The organism is Halobacterium sp. R2-5, from assembly GCF_011734195.1.
Classification (GTDB): Archaea; Halobacteriota; Halobacteria; order Halobacteriales; family Halobacteriaceae; genus Halobacterium.
The window spans coordinates 1,387,681-1,404,706 of the sequence record NZ_JAANTH010000001.1 but is presented as its reverse complement, the minus strand read 5'-3'; the positions used below and the strand labels follow the sequence as shown (position 1 = coordinate 1,404,706).

Here is a 17,026-nt window from a genome sequence, read left to right as displayed (position 1 = left end):
CGCTTCGGAGACTTATACGTGAGGCTCGCGGTATCTAACGTGATAACCGGGGCCCTCCGCACGGAACGGCCGGGACCGCCACCGCTATGGGAGCGCTCGCCCAACCCCGGGACATGACCGACACGGCTGACGTCTCCCGGCGGGAGGCGTGGCTCATCGCCGCGCGCCCGCACACGCTCCCGGTCGCGGCCGCCCCCATCCTGGTCGCAGTCGGGCTGGCGGTCCGCGACGGCGTGTTCGCGCCGCTGCCCGCGTTCGCCGCGTTCGTCGGCGCGGCGCTCATCCAGATCGGTACGAACTTCGCGAACGACTACTACGACGCCGTGCAGGGCGCCGACACCGAGGACCGCGAGGGGTTCACGCGCGTCACGGCGGGCGGGCTCATCGAACCCGGCGAGGTCAAGCGCGCGATGTACCTCACGTTCGCCGCCGCCATCCTCGTCGGCACGTACCTCGTCTGGGTGGGCGGCGTCCCCATCCTCGTCGTCGGTCTCGTGAGCGTCGCGTCCGGCATCGCGTACACCGGCGGCCCGTACCCCCTTGGCTACCACGGCCTCGGCGACCTCTTCGTGTTCGTCTTCTTCGGCGTCGTCGCCGTCACCGGCGCGTACTACGTGCAGGCCGCGAGCTTCGTCGCCGGCGTCCCGGTCGGCATCCCCGAGGGCTCGGTGACGCTCGTCTCGTTCGTCGCGAGCCTCCCCATCGCGGCTATCGCGACGAACATCCTCGTCGTGAACAACGTCCGCGACCGCGACGAGGACGCCACCACGGGCAAGCGCACGCTCGCCGTGCGGTTCGGCTACACGTTCTCCCGCGTCCAGTTCGCCGCGCTGCTCGTGCTCGCGTACGCCGTCCCCGTCTGGTTCTTCGCTCGTAACGGCAGCCCCGCGGTGTTCCTGCCGTACCTCTCGCTCCCGCTCGCCGCGAGCGTCACGAAGACCATCTTCACGCGGACGGACGGCGACGCGCTCAACCCCGCGCTCACGCGCACCGGACAGTTGCTCGCGCTGTACGCGCTCCTGTTCGGCGTCGGCCTCGCCGCATGATCCGGCGCTTCGCGCTCCCGCTCGCGCGGCCGCTGGAGACCGCCCGCGGCGCCATCGACGAGCGCCGCGGGTTCGTCTTCGCTCGCAACAGTGGTGTCGGCGAAGCGACCCCGCTCCCGGGCTGGACCGAGTCACTGGACGAGTGCGAGCGAGCACTCGAAGTCGCCGACGAAGCGGCGGACTGGAACGCCGCCCTATCCGCCTGCGAGGACGCGCCGGCGGCCAGACACGCCGTCTCGCTCGCGAAACTCGACTCGGAGGCCCGCGACGCGGACGCCTCGCTCGCCCGCTACCTCGCCGACGACCCCGCCGGCTCCGTCCCGGTGAACGCTACTGTCGGCGACGGCTCACCGGAGCAGACCGCCGACGAGGCGCGAGCGGCCGCGGAGCGCGGGTTCGAGACGGTGAAAGTGAAAGTCGGCGCGCGCTCCGTCGAAGCGGACGTCGAGCGCCTGCGCGCAGTCTGGGACGCGACCGACGTGACCCTCCGCACAGACGCGAACGGCGCGTGGACGCGCGAACAGGCCACCGACGCCTTCGACGCGTTCGCCGACCTCGGCGTCGAGTACGTCGAACAGCCGCTGCCGGCCCCAGACCTCGCGGGCCACGCCGAACTCCGGGGCGGCGACGTCGGCCTCGCACTCGACGAGTCGCTGACCGAGCACGCGCTCGCAGACGCCCTCGGCGCCGCGGATTACGTGATTCTGAAACCGATGGCGCTCGGGGGCGTCGACCGCGCGCTCACCGCCGCTCGCGAAGCCCGCGATGTGGGCGTCGACCCCGTCGTGACGACGACGGTCGACGCGGTCGTCGCTCGCACGGCCGCCGTCCACCTCGCTGCCGCGATTCCCGACGTGTCGGCGTGCGGGATCGCGACGGCCGACAGGCTCGCCGACGACCTCGCACCCGACCCCGCGCCCGTCGTGAGCGGCCGGATTCGCGTGCCCGATGCGCCCGGTCACGGGGTCGACCCCGCGGAGGTGGACGCGGATGCGTGACGCCGTCGCGCTCCAGGCACGGAGCAATCCCGGCGGGACCGCGCTCGTCGACGCCGCCACTGGCTCGTCGTGGACGTTCCGCGAGCTCGACGCTGACGTCGAGGAGACCGCGGGACGGCTCGCCGCGTGTGGCGTCCGAGGTGGCGACCGCGTCGCGGTGTTGATGGAGAACCGCCCCGCGTTCGTCCGGCTGGTGTTCGCGTGTGCCCGCCTCGGCGCCGTGCTCGTGCCGCTGAACGCCAGGCTCGCCGGTCCCGAACTCCGCGCGCAGGCCGAGCGCGTCGGCCCCGCGCTCGTCGTCTGCGAGAGCGACACCGAGGACGCTGCCCGAGCGCTCCCCGTGCCGGCGGTGAGCGTCGACGCTTCGAGTGACGTCGAGCGATTCGCCGCGCACTCGCCGGAGGCCGTCGAGCCCGCGGACCTGTCGTGGACGGACACGCGTGCCGTGATGTTCACCTCGGGGACCACGGGCGACCCGAAGGCCGTCCGGCTGACGTACGCGAACTTCGCCGCGAGCGCCGTCGCGAGCGCGTTCCGCCTCGGCGTGCTCCCCGGGGACCGCTGGCTCTGCCCGCTGTCGCTGTACCACATGGGCGGGCTGTCGGTCGTCCTTCGCTCGGCGCTCTACGGGACGACTGCGGTGCTCGCGCGCGGGTTCGACGCCGACGAGACGCGCGCGGCGCTCGCCGACTACGACTGCACGGGCGTCTCCCTCGTCCCGACGATGCTCACCCGGCTGCTCGATGCCGGCGGACTCCCAGACAGTCTGCGTTTCGCGCTCGTCGGCGGCGCGCCCACGCCGCCCGAACTCGTGGAGCGCGCGCTCGACGCCGGCGTTCCGGTCTGCCCGACGTTCGGGATGACCGAGACCACCTCGCAGGTCGCGACGCTGCACGCGACGGAGGCCGCCGACCGGCCCGACAGCGTCGGCCGGCCGCTGCTCGGCACGGACGTGACCGTCCTCGGCGACGACGGCGAGGTGCTGTCTCGGGGCGAGACCGGCGAACTCGTCGTCTCCGGGCCGACGGTCACGCCCGGCTACCTCTCCGCGGACGCGAACGGGGAGCGGTTCTGCGAGCACGGCCTCCGCACGGGCGACTTCGGGTTCGTGGACGCCGATGGCTTCCTCCACGTCGGCGGCCGGCAGACCGACCAGATCGTCACGGGCGGCGAGAACGTCCACCCCGAGGAGGTCACCGACGCGCTCCGCGACCACCCGGGCGTCGCGGACGCCGCGGTCGTCGGCCTCCCGGACGAGGAGTGGGGCGAGCGCGTCGCTGCGCTCGTCGTCCGAGAGAGCGACGGCGTGACCGCCGAGGACCTCCGCGCGTTCTGCGAGGACCGCCTCGCGGGCTACAAGCACCCGCGGACCGTCGCGTTCGCCGACGAGCTACCTCGAACTGCCTCCGGGACCGTCGACCGCGAGGCCGTCCGGGACGAGCTCGCCGGCGAGAACTAAGTGGCGGCGCGCCGTAGCCCGGGGCGTGTGTACGCTGGCATTCGCGTGGCAGGCGTTCGACGAGGCGCCGCTCGTGGTCGGGGCGAACCGCGACGAAGCCGTCGGCAGACCGTCCTCGCCGCCCGCCGTCCGCGGCGCGAATCCCGAGGTACTGATGCCGAGAGACGAAGACGCGGGCGGGACGTGGATCGGCGTGAACGAGCACCGCGTGTTCGTCGGCGTGACGAACCGCCGCGTCGACCTCGAAGGCGAGCGCTCGCGCGGCCTCCTCGTCACCGACGCGCTCGCCGCGGGGAGCGCCGACGACGCTATCGAGGTCGTCGAGCGCGAGGTCGCCGACCGCGCGTACGCGGGGTTCAACCTCGTCGTCGCCGACGAGAACGAGTGCGTGCTCGTCGAGTGGGACGGCGTGCTGCGGACGCACGCCTTCGACCCCGGAACGCACGTCGTCGTGAACGCCGGCTTCGACGACGGAACGGAGAAGTCGACTGCGATTCGGGACGCGCTGCGTGGTCACGACAGCGCCGCGGCGTGGCGTGACGCCGCGCGCGAGGCGCTCGCCGACCACGAGACCGACGCGTGTGTCCACCGCGACGGCTTCGGCACGCGCTCGTCGTCGCTCGTGACGGTCCGCGCGGACGGCGGCGTGCGCTACGAGTTCGCGGACGGCCCGCCGTGCGAAACCGAGTACCGGGACGTGGACGCAGCCCTCCCCCGCGGCGAGCAACGAGGAGACGGTCAACTTTAAACCGCGCGCACCCGGTTGTTCGTACATGAGCGCCGAAGTCACCGAGGCGGACCTCTCGGAGGACGAGCGAAGCGCGCTGGAGCTCGTCCGCGAGACCCGGGGCATCCACCAGAGCGAGTTCTGGAAGGAACTCGACGTCTCCTCGCGGAAGGGGAGCCGCATCGCGTCGAAACTCGAGGAGAAGGGGTTCGTGGAGCGCGAGGAGAGCGTCCACAACGGCAACACCACCTACCTCATCACGCCCGTCATCAAGGAGCGCGACCTCGACTTCTCGCTGCTGATGGCCGGGCAGATGCTGTCGCCGTTCGTCGGCGAGGAGGAAGTCGACGCGCAGAGCGACGCCTTCTCGCAGTGGATTATGAACCTCGCGTACGAGGACGACTTCGACCCCGAGCCGGAACCGGAGCCCGAACCCGAGCCCGAGGGCGGTCCCGGGCCGGGTCCAGGACGGGACTTCTAGCCGCGACGACCGCCGTCTCTGATTACTCTCGCAGCAGGACCAGCGGTACGCCGTCTCGTTCCCCCTCGACCTCCGTCGCGTACAGCGCCGCGAGCGCGGCCGCCGTTTCCTCGCTGATTTCCGCGCGCTCGCAGACGTCGACCCAGACGCGCTCGGGGACCGAGAGCACCCACGCGTCCGGCCGCCGCTCGACCAGCGGGTCGTCGCGGAACGCCTGGCGCCACTCGTAGACGAGGCCGTCCACCGTCAGCCCGGGGTAGTCTCCGATGGTCGCCTGGACGTCCTCGGCCGCCTCGCGCAGCGCCTCCGTGGCGACGCCACTGCCGGCGGCCACGTGCGCGACGGTCTCGTCGTCGAACGGAGTCACGCCTGCGTGTTCGGCGGCCGTGAGGAAAACGCTACGCACTCCGGCGGGAGCTGTCGCCGTCAGTAGTCGAGGTCGTCCGTCGTCGCGTCGATGACGAGCACGGCCGCCGCGCCGACGACCGCGGAGGCGAGCAGGACGCCCGCCCGGGTCGCAGTCCACTCGGGGGTCGCGTCGGTGATCTGGATGGCCGGCGCCCGCAGCGCGCCCGCCATGAGCGCGACGAGGAACGTCAGCGTCGCCGCGCGGTAGTGTTCGAGCGCCCACTCGACGACGCGCGCGAACGACAGCACGCCGACGACCGCGCCCCCCGTGAACACCACGAGCGTCGTCAACGGCTCTACGCTCGCGGCGACGTCGCCGTCGAGCGCGGCGCTCGTGACGTCGCTGACCGCCGACGTCATCGTGTCGTACATCCCGAACGTCAACAGCAGCAGCGACCCCGAGACGCCCGGCAGCACCATCGCGCAGATGGCGACGGCGCCCGCGAGGAAGACCACGGGGAGGACCTCGGGGAGCGCGCCGGACTGGGCCTGCCCGCTCAGGACGAACGCGAGCACGAACCCGACGACGCCGGCCGCGATTCGGCGGGGCGTGTCGACGGACACCTCACTGAGCAGCACGACGACCGACGCCGCGATGAGCCCGAAGAAGAACGCGAACGTCACGCCCGGGAAGTCCGCGATGGCGACGTGGACGAGGTTCGCGACCGTGACGACCGCGGTCACGACGCCGAATCCGAGCAGTGCGAGGAACGGCACGTCCATCCGGACGAGCGTCTCCGCGAACTCCTCGCGGGCGTCACGGCTGCCGAGTTTCGGCACGAGTGCGAGCAGGCCGAGCGCGTCCACCGGGTCGAGCGCCGCGATGGCGCCGACGAGGCGTTCGTAGATGCCCGTGATGAGCGCGATCGTCCCACCGGAGACGCCGGGGACGGCGTCGGCGGCGCCCATCGCCGCGCCCTTCAGGTAGACCGCCAGCCAGTCGCGTCCCGCCATCAGGCGTACCGGCGGGCGAGCGCGCCGACGACCGCTGGCGCCGCGAGCGCTGCGGCCGCGCCGAACGGCGACTGCGCGTCGACCGGCGCGCTACCCGAGTCCGCGGACGCAGTGGACGTCTCGGTCGTCACCGCGTCCGGCGACGCCAGCGACTGCGTCTCGTTGCTCGTGTCGTTCTGCTCCGCGCCTTCCGGGCGGTCGACGACGTGGCGCTCCAGGTCGACCTCGGTCGTGGTCTCCTCAGTGCCGAGGACCTGTCCCTCGGTGACGTCGGCAGTCGCGTTCCACTCGACGGTCGTCAGGTCCTCCGAGGTCGTCGGCCCCGTCGTGAACTCGTAGGGGCCCGCGCCGCGGACGGACGTGTTCGTGTAGCCGTTCTCGGGGCCGTACTCGTCGTAGCCGGTCGTCGAGTACGGGAGCGTCATCGTGAACTCGCCGTCCGGCCCGGTCTCGGCGCGCTGCGTGTACGTGAACTGCGGCGTCTGCCCGCCCTGCGAGAGGTCGGTCATGTTCAGCGTGACCGACGCGGTCACCGTCGTGTTCGCGGGCCCGGTGCCCTCGACGGTCGCGCCCTCGACGCGCTCGAAGAGCTTCACGCCGGTGTCGTCGCTCGACCCGATGAGCCGGTAGTGCTGGAGGGCGTCGACGTACTCCGGCGGGCTGCGCCCGTACCCACCGATCTGGGACGTGGAGTCGTTCGCCACGTACGCTTCGGCCTCACTCAGCGTGTCGAACTGCCGGAACGGGCTCTGCTGGCTCGCGTCGAAGACCGGCGCGCCGGGGTCGGACTCCCAGTCGACGACCAGCGGGTCGGGCTGCTTCGCGCTGCCGTGGTACTGGTAGAGCCGCACCATCAGCGACTCGTAGTACGGCTGCTCCCGGAGCTGGAAGTAGGGCTGGGGCTGCCGCTGGAGCTGCCCGTCGGAGAACTGGCCGGCGTACGTCTGCGTGACGTAGTCACGGTAGGTGAGATCTCGCGGGCCGTCGTAGAAGACCGTCGGCGCGCTGAACTTCTCCTGGGGCGAGACCATCTGGGAATCCACCGCGACGTAGCGCGTCTTCGCGTCGTCCTCGTTGACGACTTCGAGCGCGTTCGCGGCCTCCGTCTCGTTCTGCGCGAGCAGGAAGTTCGCGGCCTCACTCGCGTGCTGCTGGAACGGGTTCGCGACCGGGATGGTGTGGCCCTCGACGGTCATCCAGTGGCCGTAGTCCCACCACGACATCACGCCGTACGCACCCTCGGGGTAGTCGTAGTCGTCGGTCTGGCTGTACGTCCCGTAGTACTCCATCTGGTCGGCGTTGTCCGCGCCGCCGTAGGTACCCTGGTCGGGCGTGTTCTCGTCCATCCACTCCATCGCGTCGTCCCACACTGTCACCGCGCCGGGACCGTTCGACGCGCCGACTGTCGTCGCCGACTGCAGGGGCACCTGCTGGCCCTGGTTGTTCGTCAGTCGAACCGGGCTGGCGCCGCCGCCGGTCGCGGACGCAGCTACGGGTGCCGCAATGGGGACGAGCACCAGCAGGACGACCGCGACGACCGTGCCGACCTGGTACCAGTCGACGTCCTCGACCTGGGAGGCCGGCTTGTCGAGGCTCACGAAGCCGAGCACGACTTTGAGCACGTACGCGTTCAGCACGACGACCGGCACGACGAGGTAGTAGTTGAACCGCACCTGCGTGAACGCCGCCGAGGCGATGAACGCACCCCAGACGACCACGAGCAGTTTCTCCGCGTCGTACTCGCCGGTCACCGTGACCGCGAGCAGCGTGACGCCGACGATGGCGAGCGAGCCGAGCTGGCCGTCCACGCCGAAGAGCGTGCCGACCGCGTCACCGATGCCCGGCACCGCGAACACGAGACCGACCACGAGGACTGCGGCCGCCGCACCGCCGATGCGTCGCGGGTTGCCGCTGCGGAAGTGCGGTCGGAGGAGAATCCACGCCGCGCCGAGGAGCGCCGTGAAGAACGCGAGTCCGTACTCGAGGAAGATGACGCCGAACATTCCCAGGCCGTAGCGGCCCGTCCGCGAAAGGAACGGCTGCGCCTCGCCGATGGTGCGGGTCGCTGCGCCGGCACTGAAGCCGACGAAGCGCAGGAGATTCGACTGGAGCATCCCCCAGAAGTTGGGGAGCACGACCGTCGTCACACCGAGCGCGACGACGAGGATACCCAACACTGCGAGCGGGTACGTAGTGGCGTCGAGTTCACGGTTGTCCCACTCGCGGGCGAGCCACGCCAGGAACACCGCGCCGACACCGACTGCGATCGAGAACAGCGGCTGGAGGATAGAGAACTGGGACGGAGAGAAGGAGAGCGTCGACAGCGGCACCAGCATCAGGAGGCCGGTTGTCACCGAGCTGACGGCGCCGACGACGGCAACGTGGTCTGGGCTCGTGCCGCTGTAGTAGTCGCTTGTCAGCTTCACGAGGTAGAACACGCCGAAGATGCCGACCAGCAGGATGCCGGGCGGCCACACCCACATGTAGGCCGCGGTGGCGGCGCCGGCGAGGACGCTCCAGCCGACGACACGGCGGAGGCCTGCGACGTCACGGTCGAGGAACTGCTCGTAGACGGGTTTCTCGCGTTCCGCGACGGCGAGCGCGACCATCGTCGCGAGGACTGCGAACGCCTGGAACAGCGGCTCCGCGCCGTTGTGGTCCGCAGCGCCGACGAGGCTCCGCGAGAGGAAGTAACCTGGAAGGAGTCCGAGAATGACTGCGGCGAAGACGCCGCCGAGCCGGCCGCCCAGACGCTTCCCGATGAGGTACGTCGGAATCGTGAGTAGTGCGGCGAAGACCGGCGGAGCGAACAGCAGTGTCATCGAGACGGTCTCTTGGGAGGGGCTGCCGAGCCCGACGAGAAGTGCGACTGTCGCGACGATTTGGTCGAACAGCGTCCCGAACTGACCGACGCCCACTCCGGTTGGGAACCCGGTCCAAATATCGTATGGCATCGTCGACGGCCAGTTCTGGACCGTGTACATAACCTGCCGGAAGTGGTAGTACGCGTCGTTCCCGGAGAAGTACACTTCGCCGTTCTGCGTGAAGTTCTCCCACGCCTGCACGCGCACCCAGAACATGAACGCGAGGACAGCGCCCAGCACGGGTACGTGGTACCAGTTTTCGAGAGCGTCGAGGGCTGAATCGGGCGTCGTGGAGGAATCCCTCGATGCCTCGTTCGTCTCGCTCATTGGTGGTAGGGACTGACAGCGGGCGAATAAGCCTTGTGAAGTTGTGGAACTGGGTAACCGCCAACATCGATGGTTTTAGCAGTACCCGAGGTAGATACCGGAATCAATGGAGACTGCGGTAGTTCACGACGGAACCATCCACCCGGGCGGTGCGGTGAACGTCGTCACGGAGGCTGCTCACGCCCTCGACGCGGACCTCTACATCGGATTCTCCGGAAAGGACTGGAGTTGGTGGGAAACTCGGGTTCCAAACGAGGTTACGCTTCTCCGGAAAACATCACGGAGCGGCACGCTCAACGATATCAGGACTGCCCGGTCGATTCTCAACCTCGACCTGCGAGAATACGATCTCGTGCTATCGAGTGGTCCGGCCACGAAATTCTTCCAGCCGTACGATGACCAACTCCACGTCCACTACCTCCACCATCCGCCGCTGGCATCACTGTGGTTCACTGGCGGCCTGTTCTCCTATCTCGTCAAGATAGTTGACCGGATCGAAACGTCCGCAATCCCACACCTGATCGCGAACAGCGAGCTCACGTCTACCCGCGTCTTCCGGCAGTACGGTCAAGGCGTCGACCGTGTAATTCCACCACCGGTGGACGTGGAGCAATTCTCGTCGGACACCGAACGAGTCGAGTCACAGCTCGTGATGGTCGGCCGACTTGAAGACCGAAAGCGCCCGCGTGTGGCTGTCAACGCGATGCAAGAACTACCGGACTGTACACTCAAGCTGGTCGGCGACGGCCCGCTGCGCGAGGAAATCGAACGGACCGCTCCGTCGAACGTCGACATCCTCGGGTACGTCGACGACCAGACCCTCAGGTCAACTATTGAGGAAAGCGCTGCAGGAGTTTTCTTGGCGGAGCGAGAGGATTTTGGCATCACGCCAATCGAATACATGGCCGCAGGCACGCCGGTGGTGGGTGTTGACGAACCGAACACGAACAATCAGGTTGACGAGGACACTGGCGTCCTAGTCGAACCGACACCCGAAGCCGTCGTGACCGGAATCCAGGACGTGCTTCGGGGAGACTGGGACCGACAAGTGCTCCGGAACCGTTCATATGACTACAGTACGGAGCGGTTCCGCGCGGACTTGCGCGAGTTCGTCGAAACGGTGTACTTTTAACGATTCCTTGCCAGAGCTAGGCCGTCGAATGGTCCGATCGGACTTCGAAATACAACCAGAGCCAGTCTTCCTATACTACGACCCCCATCCAGTCCACGAGAAGATGGCGGAGTGCGTGGGCGCCGAGATGGTACAGTGTCAGACTGGCAGCCCGATTGACCGGATTCTCGCAGGCCGAAGCCATGATTTCGGTGACCGGCCGGTCATTCTCGAAGGAGGCGTTCCACTCGCCGAAGGCACCGTCCTGAAGGCGCTGGGAACGTCGGGGCCGGTGATCGCACTCGGTGCTGATTCGACGTACCACGACATCGTCGACCCGCTGCCGAGTCGTAGTCGAACGAGTCGGTTCACGCATCGATTCGCGCAACGGTTCGTCGATGGTACACTTGCGGTGAGTGAGCGCATCGCCACCATTGCCGAACGATTCACTGACGGCCCAGTTCGAGTAACGCACCCGTTCATCGAAGCCAATCGGTACTCGCTACTTCGCGAACTCGATTCATCGCTCGATGGAACTCGGATACTCTGTGTCGGGAAGTACCGAGAGAAGAACGGACAGGACATCCTCGTGGACGCGATGCCGCGAGTCGACGCCGACGTGACTGTTGACTTCGTCGGTCCCGACACGACGGAGATCAGCGAAACGGACCAGATAACGACCCACGGGTTCGTGAGCGAACAGCGGCTCGTCGAACTGTTCGAGTCCGCGGCGCTGATGGTATTCCCAGCGCCAGTCGGAGCGTTCCCAGTGGCGACCCTAGAGGGACTCTGCGCGGGCCTACCTGTCGTCACAACGCCGGGTGTCGGCACGGCTACGCTCGTACGGGGCGTGAACGGGCGCCTCCTTGCGGACCCGACATCGGTGGACGTGGCGGACGCCATCGACTGGTACTTCTCGCTCCCACAGGAGCGGCGCGCTGAGCTCGGTCGTCGTGCAGCAAACTACGGCTCTGGGTTCGACGAGGAGACGGGACTGGACTTGTTTGCGTTCCAGCTGAGAAACCTCCTCGCCGACCTGGGATACGACACCACCACAAATGACTGAAAAACAAAACATCGTTCTGGTTTCGTGGGACAGCGTCCGTGCAGACCACTTGCCGCTGTACGGGTACGACCGGGAGACGACGCCGACGCTCAGCGCGATGGCCGAGGACGGCCTGGTGTTCGACGACCCGCAAGTGCCGGCTGTCGGGACGCCAGCGAGTTTCACCGGAATGTTCTCCGGCAAGCACGCCAGCGGAAGCATGGAGTACCCGAACCCCCAACACTGGCGGGAGGCAAATGCGGACCGGAAACTCCTCCAAGAGTACCTTCAAAACGAGGGGTACTATACGGGTGGTTTCCACTTCAACGCGCTCGTGAGCTCCTCGTTCGGCTGGGACCGCGGCTGGGACGTCTACGAGGACCACATGTGGGACGAGGACGACAGCACCGACTCCGGCTGGAAGAAGCGCATCTACGAGGCGCTCCAGAAGGTAGACATGGCGAACTTCGCTGTCGACCTCAAGCGAACGGCTGCCGGGAAGAAGCCGCCCCACTGGGAGAAGATGTGGGACGACATCGCCGAGTTCGTCGAGGATGCGCCGGAGCCATTCTTCCTTTGGGTACTGCTGATCGACACCCACCATCCCTACTACCCCCCACCTGAATATCAGGAGTGGGACCAGCCTGGTATCCGTTCGACGTACGCGTTGAACTACGCGATGCGCCGGTACCGCGGACTCGTCGGCGAACGACGACCCTCTATCGTGAATGCCTACGACAACACGATTCGGTACGCGGATGCGTTCGTCGATCAACTACGGGAGAAACTTGCCGTGGAAGGCTACGGCGACGAACCGTTAATCGTACATAGCGATCACGGTGACGAGTTCGGCGAACACGCAAACTACGGGCATCGTCCACTCATGTACGACACAGTCACGCGCGTTCCTATGGTAATGGAGAACGTCGGCGAGACCGGTCGCGTCCACGGGCCGACGTCGCTTCTCAACCTCGGGAGTACGATTCTCGACCTAGCAGGTTCGGAGGAGCGTCCCGGAGGTCGGCCGTCTCTACTATTTGATGAACGAGCTGATCGCGATACAGTCACCGTCCAGAACGTGATGGAAGCCGGTGAGCGGATGGCTGCGGCCGTCGGAGAGGAGTGGAAAGTTCTCTACCATCCCGAAGGTGACTGGGGCGCGAAGAACTTCCCGGAGGAAAGCTGGGAGGCGTACTACCGGCCGAATGACCCGATGGAACTCGAGAATCGGTGGGGAGAGCATCCGGTCGAACTGGAAGAGGCGCTGATGGAACAGTTGCGTGCGGAACTAGAGGCTGTGGGGAGCGGGGACGACAACCTCGATGAAAATACAGAGGAACGGCTTCGTGAATTGGGATACATCGAGTAACCCACGTTAGTTGTTCCCTCCGTGAAACTAGCCGCTCGGCTATTTTCCTGCTACGTCTCCGTAAACACCCATTAGGGTAACTCGGAGTTGGGGACTCACTACCAGAAGCACAGTACCGTACACCGCCGCTCCACATCCGACAATGAGCCCTACAGAGTATAATGAGTCGAGAACAAAGAGACCTCGGAGACCATAAAGCGCGAAAAGCATCGCAACTCCAGCACCTACCTGCTGGAGGAAAGTCGTTGGAAAGATCTCGACGGCTGGAAGCTCCCGTTTGACGGTGTACATCGCTCCGAAGTACTGCACTGCTTCGGCTATGATAGTCGCGATGACCACGCCGATGCCCCCGATAACGAAGACAAGGGCAACCCCGAGGACCACGTTTACGAGTAACGCAAGCGTCGAGAACTTCAGGTTGATTCTTGGAAGGTCGAGACCAGAGAGCGTTGAGCGGTGGACCGACGTCTGTGACGAGATTACTTTGTAGAACGCGAGACCCACCAAGTACGGCGCAGCCATAGCGTAGTCCGCGCCGTACGCGGTCACAACCAGTTTCTGCGAGAGGGCAAGCGAACCGAAGAAGATAGGAATTGCGAGGAGGCTCGCGAAGGACAGCGCGTTCGAGATATCCGTGGTGGGGTCCTCCGATTTACTCTGGAGGTTCGACACCTTCGGCATGAGTCCTGAGGTAATCGCACCCGAGAGGAACAGTGCTGGGACGGTGAGCTTGTTCGCGACCTCGTAGTGGCCGGCAACACCCGTGGTGAGAATGGTTCCCAGGAGGAGGATGTCGAATCGGTCGTAGGCTTTGCCGACGAAGGCTCCCGGAATGCTGTATCGCGCGAACTCCCACAGGGAGGCGAACGTCTCGCGGGTCGGTAACGTCGGCTTCGTACCAACAGTATAGTACGTGACAGGAATTGTAAGGAGTGTTGCACTAGCTAGACCATATCCCATCCCCGCTGCACCAAATCCCGAAATAACAAACAATAGCTGGAGAGGCAACGTGAGTACTGAACGGAGTGTGTCGAGCCAAGTCGAACGCCCTGGCATTCCCTTCGCTCCAATCAGCATCTGGAAGGGGAAGAAGAAGATGATGCTCCCCAGAATCGTGAGGAAGACTAACTCCGCGGAAGGAACGTTTGATTGAGATTTAATAGTATTGGTTAATAAAAGGACTGTCCCGGTAATTGCTATCAATATGAAATTGATGACAGTGATTGCCGATACAATCTCACCCCTCGGGGCATTCTTTTCTGAAAACCGTTTCTTCGCAGCACTCCCAAAACCCCAGATAGGGCGATTAATCAGGAAAATGATTGAGAGGAGAAAGTAGTAACCACCGAATGATGTCGGACCAAGAACCCGCGCAAAGATTACAGTCCCTGCAAATCCAACAATAGCCTGAATCAGGTTTGCGGAGAAAGCTTTGGCAGCCTCCAGCCCCAAGCTGAGATTACCAGCACTCATTTATACCCGAGGGCTTCAAGTCTGTCCTCTATTTCCTCCTGATTCGCCTCCTCTTTATCGTCTATTTCAGGCTCGTAAGTTCCTTCGTCGTTCGCAGTAGCTTCGATCCACGGAACCCGCTTCACTGCGGGAATCGGGGCATATGGACGATGACCGTAACATCCCCATTCCCCAATAACGTTTCCGTGGTCAGCGGAAATTACGACCGTTTCTGCGTCAACGTTTTCTAGAAGAAGCTCCACGTCATCCATGACCCACCGCAGATTATCTTTGTATTCCGACCACGCCTCGTCGTAATCCTTCTCTCCTCGCTGAATTCGTTCCCAGACGCTCCCAGAAACGTCTGGTTCCGCCTCCTTCCGTAACGGGGTATGAGGTTGCATATAGTGAGCAATCGTTCTTTCCGGAGAATGTTCCCTCATTACCTCAATAGTTCTGTCAGTAATTTCTCGGGGATCAAGAATCCCGGTTCCGTCACCCCACTTTGCTCTACCGACCGGAACATATTCATCGAATTGGTCCCCATCCAGCATTTCCGCAAAGAAATTCCAGGTAATATAGGCCGTTTCATCAATCTCCTCGGTCTCCTTCATACTGTAGTGCTCTTTAAAAATGTCAATATTGTCTGGATCCTGCATAATTTCTTTCCAGACCTGTAATTTCCCAACCCCACTGTTATCATTCTGCATGAATGTTTTATGGAGCCATTCCCGGGAATGTGAGGAGTGACCCATGAAATTATCGTGAGCCTCTACAAAGTCATATTCGTCTACGACCTCCTCCATCAAGTCCCACCTACAAGCATCAAGGAGAATTAGCAAATCCCACTCGTAGTCATAGAAGTTATCGCCATAATTGACCCAATACCCGCCTCGACTCAGAAGGCCGTGGAATAATTCCTGGGCAGTAAATTTGAACGACTCGAACCCGTATTTTTCGTAATCTGTCCGGGCTTCCTCAAGAAAATCGCTAAAGGTCATTGATTACGTTCTCGTAGGACTTCTCAAACCGCTTAATCCCTTCCATTGGTGAATGCTCCTTAGAGACCGTTCGGACCTGACCGGATAATGATTTCTTCTGAGATCGGGGGAGGCTCATATACCAGTCGATACTCCGTGCGAGATCTTCTGGAGTGGTTTTGGCTATCAGTCTATCGTCCACGGGCGACAACACCTCTTTGGCTCCGACATCCTCGGTAACTATGGGAGGGAGGCCAGCATGCATAGCCTCGAGAACGACAACGCCGAACATCTGAGAGACCGCCGGAAAGAGAAAACAGCTCGCATTCGAAAAGAATTGCACGAACCTATCTTCATCCCCTATGAATCCGTGACCCTGAACGTGTTCACTATCAAGCGTTTCAGTCCCACCACCGATAACGTCGATAGACACCTCTGAGGAGCAGGACTTGGCTATTTCCTCTAAGGTTTGGAGGTTATTTTTGTCTGAATTATGCCCGACAACCAAAATCTTGTCAGAGTCCAGATTTGGGGTCGTATCTGTAAGCTTTTCAAACTTCCACTCCTCAGTAAATGGATATGTCTTTTGAACATTACATATCCCTAACCGCCTCGCACTTTCACAAATTTTGTCTGAGATCCCAATCACTCCGTCTACATATTTATGTTCTAAATAGTGGATGAAGCGTTCGTGATGTTTATAATGCGGATATTTATCGAATATATTGGGGAGCGTCTCGTCCGCCGCAAGGTGAATAATCGGACCGCAATTCCCGAAGAATTTCATCCAAACTGCTTGAAAAAGTGGTTTACCGCCTTCTGTGATTATCGGCTTGTTATCCAGATCAAGATTCTTCGCTGCAACAATTCTTTTGAGGGGATTTCCACGTTCTAATTCCACAAAATCGGCTCCAATTGACTCCCCCATGGAGCGGTGTGCGTGATGGGGTTTCAGGTATAGCATGACAGGGGTTTCCATTATTTATGAGAAAACATTGAGGGGGTTCCCTGAGATTTCCACTTTCTGATTTTTTTCTTCAAAGGTTCAGGAATACGTCTTCGAACGGCATTTCTGATCTGAGTTTTAGCATCATAGCCCGTAATGTAATGGTAAACATATCCGTTGGGCTTCGGTTTGTCTCCCCATTCCATTATGTGCTCTTCAGGAGACATTTTCTCACATCTAAATTTTGATACACACAGGGCTAGGGCATGTGCATCTTGCATTGTGGGTGCGTTGTAATACCCCAAATCCGATTCCATGAGAATCTTCCACTCCTCTTTTATTTCTTTATGGATGCCGTTCTTGAATACTAGAAAACCAGCATTAAACCGCCAATCCATGGGTTTCCGGTCAAATTTTTCGAACATTTCATACCACCCTGGATCAGTAGATTTGTCTTCCTCGGACCGAGCTTTAAAGTCATAATTACCTTCAATAACCTCCCAAATGTTTCGGGTCACTATAGTATCATTATCTAACCAAACGACGGTGTCGGCATCCGACTTACATAGATGCCACATCTCCCCATATGGGGTTGACTTACCTAAAATATTTAATGAGAAGGGTTCTACCTCGTTCTCAACGAGTTCAATATTCACCTCTAATTCACGGAGAGCATTTAGATCATGCTCGTTCCTCGGAGGTGTGTAATATACTGTAATTTGTCCGGGGCTAACCCAATTTTTTAACGACATGATTGACCGTACTGCATCTTTCACCATGTGGTTTGGATAGGGTTGACTAGAGAGGGAGTAGACGAATTCGGTGTTTTCTTCCATTAGTGTGAAAATAATGGCCCTAG

Annotated in this window: 14 protein-coding genes and 1 pseudogene; 8 read left to right on the top strand and 7 right to left on the bottom strand. The window is 62.8% G+C overall.

Annotated elements, in window-relative coordinates; genetic code table 11:
- Positions 1–113 precede the first annotated feature (113 nt).
- From G9C83_RS07570 to G9C83_RS07550, 5 genes and pseudogenes are all read left to right on the top strand, one after another.
- On the top strand, positions 114–1,046 hold the full coding sequence (locus tag G9C83_RS07570) for a 1,4-dihydroxy-2-naphthoate polyprenyltransferase (protein WP_167245483.1): 933 nt from the start codon (positions 114–116) through the stop codon (positions 1,044–1,046).
- On the top strand, positions 1,043–2,044 hold the full coding sequence (locus G9C83_RS07565; RefSeq protein WP_167245482.1) for an enolase C-terminal domain-like protein: 1,002 nt from the start codon (positions 1,043–1,045) through the stop codon (positions 2,042–2,044). The genes G9C83_RS07570 and G9C83_RS07565 overlap by 4 nt, the downstream gene beginning before the upstream one ends.
- Complete coding sequence (menE, locus tag G9C83_RS07560) at positions 2,037–3,503, top strand: o-succinylbenzoate--CoA ligase (protein ID WP_167245481.1); 1,467 nt, start codon at positions 2,037–2,039, stop codon at positions 3,501–3,503. The genes G9C83_RS07565 and menE overlap by 8 nt, the downstream gene beginning before the upstream one ends.
- A 25-nt stretch (positions 3,504–3,528) precedes the next feature.
- Entirely contained in the window at positions 3,529–4,251 is a 723-nt protein-coding gene (locus G9C83_RS07555) for an NRDE family protein (RefSeq protein WP_167245480.1), read from the top strand.
- 25 nt (positions 4,252–4,276) lie between these two features.
- Positions 4,277–4,630, top strand: a pseudogene (locus tag G9C83_RS07550) (MarR family transcriptional regulator); the annotation flags it as partial.
- 103 nt (positions 4,631–4,733) lie between these two features.
- Here the strand turns inward: G9C83_RS07550 and G9C83_RS07545 are convergent.
- From G9C83_RS07545 to G9C83_RS07535, 3 genes are read right to left on the bottom strand one after another with little or no spacing between them, the layout of a single operon-like run.
- Positions 4,734–5,078: a hypothetical protein gene (locus G9C83_RS07545; RefSeq protein WP_167245478.1), complete on the bottom strand. Its 345-nt coding sequence runs from the start codon at positions 5,076–5,078 to the stop codon at positions 4,734–4,736.
- Between the two features lie 59 nt (positions 5,079–5,137).
- Positions 5,138–6,073 (bottom strand): DUF368 domain-containing protein, encoded by a 936-nt coding sequence (locus G9C83_RS07540; protein ID WP_167245477.1) that lies wholly within the window; start codon positions 6,071–6,073, stop codon positions 5,138–5,140.
- Positions 6,073–9,264: an oligosaccharyl transferase, archaeosortase A system-associated gene (locus tag G9C83_RS07535; protein ID WP_167245476.1), complete on the bottom strand. Its 3,192-nt coding sequence runs from the start codon at positions 9,262–9,264 to the stop codon at positions 6,073–6,075. Before G9C83_RS07535 ends, G9C83_RS07540 begins: the two co-directional genes overlap by 1 nt.
- Before the next feature lie 106 nt (positions 9,265–9,370).
- On the opposite strand from G9C83_RS07535, the gene G9C83_RS07530 reads away from it, so the two are divergent.
- Genes G9C83_RS07530 through G9C83_RS07520 form a run of 3 tightly spaced genes read left to right on the top strand, consistent with a single transcriptional unit; the run spans position 9,371 to position 12,789 of the window.
- Entirely contained in the window at positions 9,371–10,396 is a 1,026-nt protein-coding gene (locus G9C83_RS07530) for a glycosyltransferase (protein ID WP_167245475.1), read from the top strand.
- A 28-nt stretch (positions 10,397–10,424) separates the two neighbouring features.
- Positions 10,425–11,441, top strand: a complete 1,017-nt coding sequence (locus G9C83_RS07525; protein ID WP_167245474.1) for a glycosyltransferase family 4 protein — start codon at positions 10,425–10,427, stop codon at positions 11,439–11,441.
- The gene (locus G9C83_RS07520) at positions 11,434–12,789 is read left to right on the top strand and encodes a sulfatase-like hydrolase/transferase (protein ID WP_167245473.1); all 1,356 of its coding nucleotides are present in this window, start codon (positions 11,434–11,436) and stop codon (positions 12,787–12,789) included. The genes G9C83_RS07525 and G9C83_RS07520 overlap by 8 nt, the downstream gene beginning before the upstream one ends.
- A gap of 39 nt (positions 12,790–12,828) precedes the next feature.
- Here G9C83_RS07520 and G9C83_RS07515 read toward each other — a convergent pair whose 3' ends face one another.
- From G9C83_RS07515 to G9C83_RS07500, 4 genes are read right to left on the bottom strand one after another with little or no spacing between them, the layout of a single operon-like run.
- Positions 12,829–14,262, bottom strand: coding sequence for an oligosaccharide flippase family protein (locus tag G9C83_RS07515; protein ID WP_167245472.1), 1,434 nt, complete (start codon positions 14,260–14,262; stop codon positions 12,829–12,831).
- Positions 14,259–15,242, bottom strand: a complete 984-nt coding sequence (locus G9C83_RS07510; protein ID WP_167245471.1) for a hypothetical protein — start codon at positions 15,240–15,242, stop codon at positions 14,259–14,261. The genes G9C83_RS07515 and G9C83_RS07510 overlap by 4 nt, the downstream gene beginning before the upstream one ends.
- Positions 15,232–16,185: a glycosyltransferase gene (locus G9C83_RS07505; RefSeq protein ID WP_167245470.1), complete on the bottom strand. Its 954-nt coding sequence runs from the start codon at positions 16,183–16,185 to the stop codon at positions 15,232–15,234. The genes G9C83_RS07510 and G9C83_RS07505 overlap by 11 nt, the downstream gene beginning before the upstream one ends.
- Positions 16,186–16,199: 14 nt before the next feature.
- Positions 16,200–17,003 (bottom strand): hypothetical protein, encoded by an 804-nt coding sequence (locus tag G9C83_RS07500; RefSeq protein WP_167245469.1) that lies wholly within the window; start codon positions 17,001–17,003, stop codon positions 16,200–16,202.
- Positions 17,004–17,026 lie beyond the last annotated feature (23 nt).